Origin of the sequence: Methylibium sp. (genome assembly GCF_013817365.1) — a bacterium.
In the GTDB taxonomy this organism is placed as follows: Bacteria; Pseudomonadota; Gammaproteobacteria; order Burkholderiales; family Burkholderiaceae_C; genus Methylibium.
In genome coordinates this window covers 1-7,992 of record NZ_JACDCU010000162.1, presented here as the reverse complement: position 1 = coordinate 7,992, position 7,992 = coordinate 1, and the positions used below count along the sequence as shown (strand labels likewise).

Sequence of the window (7,992 nt, the reverse complement as noted above, 5' to 3'; positions counted from 1 at the left end):
ACGCGTTCTCCGAGCCGGAAGTCGTCGAGCCGGATCTTGTTCTCACCGAGCAGCTGGCCGTTCTCGATGCGGTATTCGAGATCGAGCCAGAGCTTGCCTTCGGCCACCGTGCGCCCGGCAAAGGTGGCCGTGTAGGGCGAGAGCGGCGGCATCGCCACGTTGTTCATGCGCACGCGCAGGTCGAGGAATTCCTTCGGCGCGAAGGGCAGCAGGCTGCCGTTCACACGGGCCGAGCCGAAGGGCTCGATCTGCCCCGCCGCCTGCACGCGGGCCCGCTCGCCGCGAGCGGTGGTGATGCCAAGCACGCTGCCGTCGAGCGAAGTCACCTGAGTGGAGAACGGCAGCACCAGACTGAGGTCGGTGTAGTCGAGTACGCCGCTCTGGAAGCGGATGCGCTCTATCGCGACTTCGAAGGGCACCGCTTCTGGCGCCGGGGCTTCTGCCGTGCGCGCAGCGGCATTCGGATCATCGCGGATCACCTGGGTGAGGTTGACCGAGCGGTCTTCGGCGATGACCAGCTTGGCGCCGGGCTCCTGCACTTCGATCTCGCGGATCGACAGGCGGCCGGGGGCGGTGTCGAGCGTCACGCCCTCGGCTTGCAGCGAGCGCCAGGCAAGGAAACGCTCCTCGGAGTCGGCCTCGTCGATGCGCACGGCGTCGACCGTCGCGTCGCCGGTGGCGCGCAGCGCGAACCCGTTGGTCTCGCCGGGGCGCAATTCGAGCCGCGCCTTCGCCGAAAGCAGGCCCGAGCGCATCTCCAGCCTGGCATGGCGCGCGAGCAGCGGTTGCAAGGGGAGCAGCGGCAGCCGGTCGAGTTGGAGCTCGACGTCGACGCTCTCGGCGCTCTGGGCGATGGCTCCCTTCGCCGCCAAGCTGCCGCCACCGGCCAGCGCCAGTTGCGCGTCGAGCTGCATCGGCGTGTCCGCGGCGCTGGCGATATTGGCGAGGGTTGCGTCCTTCAGCTCGGCGGTGTATTCAATGGCCGGCTCGTAGCCGCCGTGGCGCAGGGCCAGGGTCACGCCCTTGGCGCGAAAGGCGTCGAGCGCGTAGCGCCAGTCGGCCGGCGTATCGGCATCGGCATCGGAGCCGACCGGGGGCGGCTCGGATCGCCCCGTCGGTGTCGAGGCGGGCTTGCGGTCGGCTTGCTGTTGTTCGGACCCGCCGTCGGGCCGGCCGCCGTCGGCGGGCGCCGTTTCGCCTTGTGCCTCGCCGGAACGCAAGGCCTGCAGGAGACCGGGCGAACCTCCATCGGCCAGTTGCACCTCGGCGCGGCCGCCCCGAACCGCGATCTCGTCGATCCGGATGAGGCGTTCGCCGGTGTCCAGTGCAGCGCCGGCAATGGATAGCGTGTCGAGAGCAAGCAGCGGCTCGGCTGCGCCGATGGCGGCCAGCCTCGGCGCTTCGAGCTGCGCGTCGAGTGCGCTGAGCCGCGTTCGTGTCGGCCCCGGGCCGAAGTCGAGCGCCACGCCGGTTCGTCCGCTGATCTCGGCAATGTCTAAAGCCAGGGGAATCGGCCGGCTGCGATCGGCAGCCTGCAGTGCAACGCCTTCGACACGCAGCGCTTCGATGCGGGCTCGCCACGGCGGGGCGTCGGCTTGCGCGGGCTTTCGCTTGTCGGCGGCCTGCGCGCGCTTCTCGTCAGCCGGTGCCGCTGCAGGCTCGCTCAGCGCCTGCCAGTCGAGTCGGCCCTCTTTGTCGAACTCGAGGGCCAGCGTGCCGTCGTCCAGGCCGACTTCGGTGAACGCCAGCTCGCGTGCTGCGAGGTCGAGCCGGCCGCCGCTGGCGGTGAGCGTCTTCAGGCGTAGCAAGGGCGCGCTGGTGCCAGTCGGTTGCAGCGCCACGCCGGTCAGTTGCAGTTCGGCGGCGTCGAGCGTCAGCGCCGGCGCACCCGGAGTGGCCGAATACGCATAGCGCGTCTTTGCACTCAAGGCGCTCGCCGGCGGTGCGAGATCGAGACCGAGCGAAACGCGCAGCAGCGGCCAGACGGCGGCCACGTTCAGGCTGGTCACTTCCACTTCACCGGCCGAGCGGAGCGCCGGTTGCAGCACGATCGAGCCCTGCGCGCGCAAGCTGCCTTCCTCGGGGAGCACAGCGCTCAGGCCGTAACGACCTTCCGGGCGCTCTTCGCCGACCTGCGTCGAAATGTCGAAAGCTTCGATCTCGATCTTGCCGAGGCTCACACTGGCCGGCGTGGGACCGCGCAGGTCGGTCAGCGCGAGCCGGCCGGCCTCCACGGTGACGTGCCCGACGTGAAGAACCGGCGGCGGCGATTGCTGCGCTTGATCTTCCCGAGGGCGCAACAGGCCGGCCCAGTCGAGGCGGCCTTCGGCGTCGATTTCGACACGCACGTGCAGGCTGTGCAGGCGCAGGGTCGAGAGCGTCCATCCCTGCGACCACAGGCTCGACCAGTCGAGATCGATGGCCAGCCGCTCGAGCGTGAGCATCGGCTCTTGCTGATCCTGCTGCGCCAGGCGCAGATCCTGCGCCACGAAGCGCAGCAGGAAGGGGTTGAAGCTCGTGTCGCCGACCGTCAGTTCGGCTTCGAGCCGTTCGGCGGCATACGCCGGCGCTTGGCGCTCGACGAGTGCGGGCAGCACCACGAAACCGGCCAGCGCATAAAGCCCGATCACCAACAGGCCGACAGCCATCACTTTGAAGGCGGTGCGGCGGCTCATGAGCGGCTCATGGGGTTCGGGTTGCTCGCTGCACGCTCAGTCCGCGGCGCGCCACGGTCGGCACAGGTGATCTTCGCAGGCTGGTCCGCAGTGTCGACCCACTCCCGCAGGAGCAGAGCCGCGAACGCCCGGTCTCTAGCAGCCCGCCTCACGCTCAAGGCCCGCTCGGATTGCGTCTCGACGCCTGCCACATGTAGAACGTGACGGGCGCAGAGCGGGTCAGCACCCGCCCGTCGTTGTCGACGATCAGTGCCTGCAACTCGTGACTGCCGCGGTCGACGCCGGAGAGTTGGAAGCGTGTGCGGCTGTTGTCGGGCGCGGCCGGCTCGCCGTCGAGCAGCAGGCGGATACGGTATCCCGGCGGCAGCACGGCGCCGTCTTCCACGCTGAGCACGACGTTGACGTTGCCGGCGTTGTCGTGGACGGTTTCCTTGGGCGCCGGGCTGGTGATCGTCAGGCCGGCCGCCGATGCGACGGCCAGTGACGCGCACAGGAGCAACCCCACGACGAGCCGCAGCATGGCGAGCAAGCGCGCAGGCGGGGCGGGGGAAAACAATCTGGCGTCCATCGTTTCGGGTTTTGCGGCAGTTTCGCCGAGCAGGCGGCGTGCCCGCGATTGAAAGGCGGAGCGGCGAACGACGAAGGGTTGATCGGACCCGATCCTCAGGTCAGCACCTGAAACGCAAGCGCGAGCTGAGAGACGAACCCGACCGCGAAGGCCAGCGTGCGCGCCCAGGGCACCTTGAAGCTGTAGGCCAGGAAATGCACCACACGCGCCCAGAAGAAGACCACGCAGGCCATCACCGTCGCCGCGTTGTGCACGTCGACCGCGTCCGCAACCAGCACCAGCGCCGCGAAGACCACCAGGTTCTCCACTGCGTTGTAGTGCGCCGCCTTCATGCGCTGCGCCCAGGCGTAGATCGGCTTCGGGTTTTCCGGATAGCCGACGGCATCCTTCAAGCCGCGCACCAGGATCAGATTGACGGTGTAGGGCACCCACATCAATGCCGTGAAGACGGTGGTGAAGACGAGGTATTCGAGCTCGGGGGTCATGGCGGCTCCTGCAAGGCTTGATCGAATCGACAGCGCGGCCGGGGTCGGCAGCGATGGGGCTGCCGCAGTATCGACTGACGCCGCGGCGCAGCGGAGCGGCGGGAAAACCCCCGCGATCGCGGGCGAGCGCGTCCTAGAATCGGCCGCCTCAGAGGAGCCGAACGCATGACGCAGAGCAAGGCGCGATCGCAGCGCAACGCGACGCCGCAGGAGGGTGATTCGGCCGCGACGGGCGAGGTCGCGTTGCGCGTCCTCAAGAAATACCCGAACCGGCGCCTGTACGACACGCGCAGCAGCGGCTACATCACGCTGGCCGACGTGAAGCGCATGGTGCTCGAGCAGGAAAAGTTCGTGGTGCGCGACGCCAAGAGCGGCGAGGACCTGACACGCAGCATCCTGCTGCAGATCATTCTGGAAGAAGAGACCGGCGGCGTGCCCATGCTCTCGAGCGAGATGCTGGCCAACATGATCCGCTTCTACGGCCACACCATGCAGGGCCTGATGGGCTCCTACCTGGAAAAGAACATCCAGGCCTTCACCGAAATGCAGAGCCGCTTTTCGGAACAGTCCGGCGTCACGGGCGGCAAGAGCCTCGGTCCCGAGGTCTGGACGCAGTTCATGAACGTGCAGGCGCCCATGATGCAGGGCCTGATGACGAACTACCTCGACCAGTCGAAGACGCTCTTCGTGCAGATGCAAGAGCAGATGAACAAGCAGGCCGGGCAGTTGTTCCCGCCCGGCTTCGGCATCGGCGGCAAGAAGTAGCAGCGGCTCGCCGCAGCGGCGGATCGGCGAAAATCCGGCGCATGACCGAAAGCTCCCTGATCGAAGCGCCCGCAGCGGCTGCGCCCACCCCGTCCGCAGCCGTGCCGAAGATCGGTTTCGTCTCGCTCGGCTGTCCCAAGGCCTTGACCGACTCCGAACTGATCCTCACGCAGCTCAGCGCCGAGGGCTATGCAACGTCCAAGACCTTCGCCGGCGCCGACCTGGTGATTGTCAACACCTGCGGCTTCATCGACGACGCGGTGAAGGAAAGCCTGGACACCATCGGCGAAGCGCTGGCCGCCAACGGCCGCGTGATCGTCACCGGCTGTCTGGGTGCGAAGGCAGGCGAGGGCGGTGCGGGCAACCTGGTGCGCCAGGTGCACCCCAAGGTGCTTGCGGTGACGGGGCCGCATGCGACGCAGGAAGTCATGGATGCGGTGCACCTGCATGTCCCCAAGCCGCACGATCCCTTCGTCGACCTCGTTCCGGCCTACGGCGTGAAGCTCACGCCCAGGCACTACGCCTATCTCAAGATCAGCGAGGGTTGCAACCACCGCTGCAGCTTTTGCATCATCCCGAGCATGCGCGGCGACCTGGTATCGCGGCCGATCGGCGATGTGCTGTCGGAAGCGCGCGCGCTGTTCGAGTCCGGCGTGAAGGAGCTGCTGGTGATCAGCCAGGACACCTCCGCCTACGGCGTCGATGTGAAGTACCGCACGGGCTTTTGGGACGGCCGGCCGGTACGCACGCGCATGACCGAGCTGGTCGAGAAGCTCGGCGAGATCGCCGAGCCCTTCGGTGGCTGGGTGCGGCTGCACTACGTCTACCCGTACCCGCACGTCGACGAAATCCTGCCTTTGATGGCGGCCGGGCGCGTGCTGCCTTATCTGGACGTGCCGTTCCAGCATGCTCACCCCGACGTTCTCAAGCGCATGAAACGCCCGGCCAGCGGTGAGCGCAACCTCGAGCGCCTGCAGCGCTGGCGCGAGGCCTGCCCGCAGATCGTCGTGCGCTCGACCTTCATCGCCGGTTTCCCTGGCGAGACGGAAAGCGAGTTCGAATACTTGCTCGATTTCATGCGCGAGGCGCGCATCGACCGTGCCGGCTGTTTCACCTATTCGCCGGTCGAAGGTGCCAGTGCAAACGCCTTGCCTGGCGCCTTGCCCGCCGAAGTGCGCGAGGAGCGCCGCGTGCGCTTCATGGCGGTGGCCGAAGCGGTCTCGGCCGCGAAGTTGCTGGAACGAGTCGGCGCCGAGATGCAGGTGCTGATCGACTCGGCACCCGCGCTCGGCCGCAAAGGCGGCGTTGGCCGCAGCTATGCCGATGCGCCCGAAATCGATGGCGTGGTGCGGCTGCTGCCGCCGCTCAAGGCTTCCAAGCAACTGCGCGTGGGGGAGTTCACGCGGGCGCGCATCGTCGGCACCGAGGGGCACGACCTCGTCGCGCAGCCGGTGTGAGGCGGCGGCCATGAGCGAGGGCGACAACGGCAGCACAACCGACAGGCTGACCACGGGCCTGATCCATCATCCTTATCAGCCGCCTGCCCGCTTCGGCGCCGTGCCGCCGGGCGTGTTCAAGGCCTCGACGGTGATCTTCAAGGACACCGCTGCGCTGCGCGCGCGTCGCTGGCAGGACAAGACCGGCTACACGTACGGCCTGCACGGCACGCCGACCACCTTCACGCTTGAGGAGCGCATCGCCTCGCTCGAAGGCGGGCGGCACACGTTGCTCGCGCCCAGCGGGCTCGCGGCCATCGCCCTGGTCGATCTGGCGCTGCTTGCCGCCGGCGACGAAGTGCTGCTGCCGGCCAACGTGTATGGCCCGAGCCGCGAGCTGGCACGAAACGAACTGGCGCGCATGGGCGTCGCACACCGTCTCTACGATCCCCTGGACGCAGCCGCGCTCGCCGGCATGATCGGCCCGCACACGAAGCTGGTGTGGCTCGAGGCCGCCGGTTCGGTCACGATGGAGTTTCCCGACCTGGCGGGGCTGGTCGCGGTCTGCAAGGCGCGCGGCGTGATCACGGCGCTGGACAACACCTGGGGTGCGGGCATCGCTTTCGCGCCCTTCGACTGCGGCGTCGACATCTCCATGCAAGCGCTGACCAAGTACGCCTCCGGTGGTGCCGACGTGCTGATGGGCTCGGTGACCACGCGCGACGACGCTCTGCACCAGCGCCTGAAGGCCACGCACATGCGCCTGGGGCTGGGCGTCGGCGCCAACGATGCAGAGTTTGTGCTGCGCTCGCTGCCATCGCTGGTCTTGCGCTACACCGCTCAGGACGCCGCCGCGCGCCGGCTCGCCGCATGGTGGCAAGGCCGCAGCGAGGTCGTGCAGATCCTGCATCCGGCTTTCGAAGGGGCTCCGGGTCATGCGCACTGGGCGAGCGCCTGCTGTGCCGCGGCGGGTTTGTTTACGGTGATGTTCGACGCTCGCTACACGCAGGCGCAGGTCGATGCCTTTCTCGACGCGCTGCGGCTCTTCAGACTCGGCTATTCGTGGGCCGGGCCGGTGAGCCTCGTCGTGCCTTACGACCTGACCGCCCTGCGCGGCACGGCGGCGGGGCAGGGCATGCTGGTTCGCTTTGCGATAGGGTTGGAGGCAGCGGACGATCTGATCGCTGACTGCGAGCAGGCCTTGCCCGCCCTCGGTGCCTGAGCCACAGCGACACATTTGCATCGTGCGGACTTGACCTCCGCAGGCCTGAAACACGGAAGGAATCGAACCATGAAGATAGCGATCATCGGGCAGCAGGATTTCGGCAAGTCCGTGCTGGAAGCGTTTCTGGAGCGCAAGGATGACGTGGCCGGCGTGTTCTGCGCGCCGGAAAAGCCGGGCGCCAAGCCCGATCCGCTGCGCACGGCGGCCGAGGAACGCGGGTTGAAGGTATTCCAGTTTTCTTCATTGAAAGTGCCCGAGGCCCATGAGGCGCTGAAGGCGCTGAACGTCGATCTCGGCGTGATGGCCTATGTGCTCCAGTTCGCTCCCGACAGCTTCGTGCAACTGCCGCGCCTGGGCACCATTCAGTACCACCCCTCATTGCTGCCGAAGTACCGGGGCCCATCGTCCATCAACTGGCCGATCATCCGCGGCGATACCCGTGGCGGCCTGAGCATCTTCCGCCCGACCGAGGGCCTGGACGAGGGTCCGCTGATCCTGCAAGAAACCTGCGATATCGGACCGGATGAAACCATCGGCGAGGTCTATTTCAACAAGCTGTCCCCGATGGGCGTGAAGGCGATGCTCGAAGCCGCCGATCTGGTTTTTGCCGGCAAGCACACCGAGACGGTGCAAGACGAGTCGCAGGCGAGCTACGAAGGCTGGTGTCGCGACGCGGAGGCGCGCATCCAGTGGTCGAACCACGTCGATTTCATCTACAACCTGATCCGCGGCACCAATCCCGCCCCCGGTGCCTGGACCACGCTGGACGGCAAGAAGGTGCAGATCTTCGATGCACGCAAGCACCTGTTCCGCCGGTTCGCCGATGTAGCGGGAAAGA

At 67.5% G+C, this 7,992-nt stretch carries 7 protein-coding genes; 4 read left to right on the top strand and 3 right to left on the bottom strand.

Features of this window, described 5'->3' with window-relative positions; translation table 11 throughout:
* The 3 genes from H0W38_RS11280 to H0W38_RS11270 form a co-directional block, all read right to left on the bottom strand.
* Positions 1-2,675 (bottom strand): DUF748 domain-containing protein (locus H0W38_RS11280; protein WP_292453950.1); only part of this gene is annotated, 2,675 nt, incomplete at its 3' end.
* A 154-nt stretch (positions 2,676-2,829) separates the two neighbouring features.
* The gene (locus H0W38_RS11275; RefSeq protein WP_367161940.1) at positions 2,830-3,204 is read right to left on the bottom strand and encodes a hypothetical protein; all 375 of its coding nucleotides are present in this window, start codon (positions 3,202-3,204) and stop codon (positions 2,830-2,832) included.
* A 134-nt stretch (positions 3,205-3,338) separates the two neighbouring features.
* The gene (locus H0W38_RS11270; RefSeq protein ID WP_292453949.1) at positions 3,339-3,728 is read right to left on the bottom strand and encodes an MAPEG family protein; all 390 of its coding nucleotides are present in this window, start codon (positions 3,726-3,728) and stop codon (positions 3,339-3,341) included.
* Between the two features lie 165 nt (positions 3,729-3,893).
* Here H0W38_RS11270 and phaR point away from each other — a divergent pair, with 165 nt between their 5' ends.
* From phaR to H0W38_RS11250, 4 genes are all read left to right on the top strand, one after another.
* The gene (phaR, locus tag H0W38_RS11265; protein ID WP_292453947.1) at positions 3,894-4,493 is read left to right on the top strand and encodes a polyhydroxyalkanoate synthesis repressor PhaR; all 600 of its coding nucleotides are present in this window, start codon (positions 3,894-3,896) and stop codon (positions 4,491-4,493) included.
* A gap of 41 nt (positions 4,494-4,534) precedes the next feature.
* Entirely contained in the window at positions 4,535-5,950 is a 1,416-nt protein-coding gene (gene rimO / locus H0W38_RS11260) for a 30S ribosomal protein S12 methylthiotransferase RimO (protein ID WP_292453945.1), read from the top strand.
* A gap of 10 nt (positions 5,951-5,960) precedes the next feature.
* A complete protein-coding gene (locus tag H0W38_RS11255) occupies positions 5,961-7,151 on the top strand; it encodes a PLP-dependent transferase (protein ID WP_292453943.1) in 1,191 nt (396 codons plus the stop codon).
* A gap of 69 nt (positions 7,152-7,220) precedes the next feature.
* Positions 7,221-7,992 (top strand): methionyl-tRNA formyltransferase (locus H0W38_RS11250; protein ID WP_292453941.1); only part of this gene is annotated, 772 nt, incomplete at its 3' end.

Coding starts and splice junctions, on each gene's coding strand:
- H0W38_RS11255 (WP_292453943.1), top strand. CDS start 5,961: ATGAGCGAGGGCGACAACGGCAGCACAACCGACAGGCTGACCACGGGC.
- phaR (WP_292453947.1), top strand. CDS start 3,894: ATGACGCAGAGCAAGGCGCGATCGCAGCGCAACGCGACGCCGCAGGAG.
- H0W38_RS11270 (WP_292453949.1), bottom strand. CDS start 3,728: ATGACCCCCGAGCTCGAATACCTCGTCTTCACCACCGTCTTCACGGCA.
- rimO (WP_292453945.1), top strand. CDS start 4,535: ATGACCGAAAGCTCCCTGATCGAAGCGCCCGCAGCGGCTGCGCCCACC.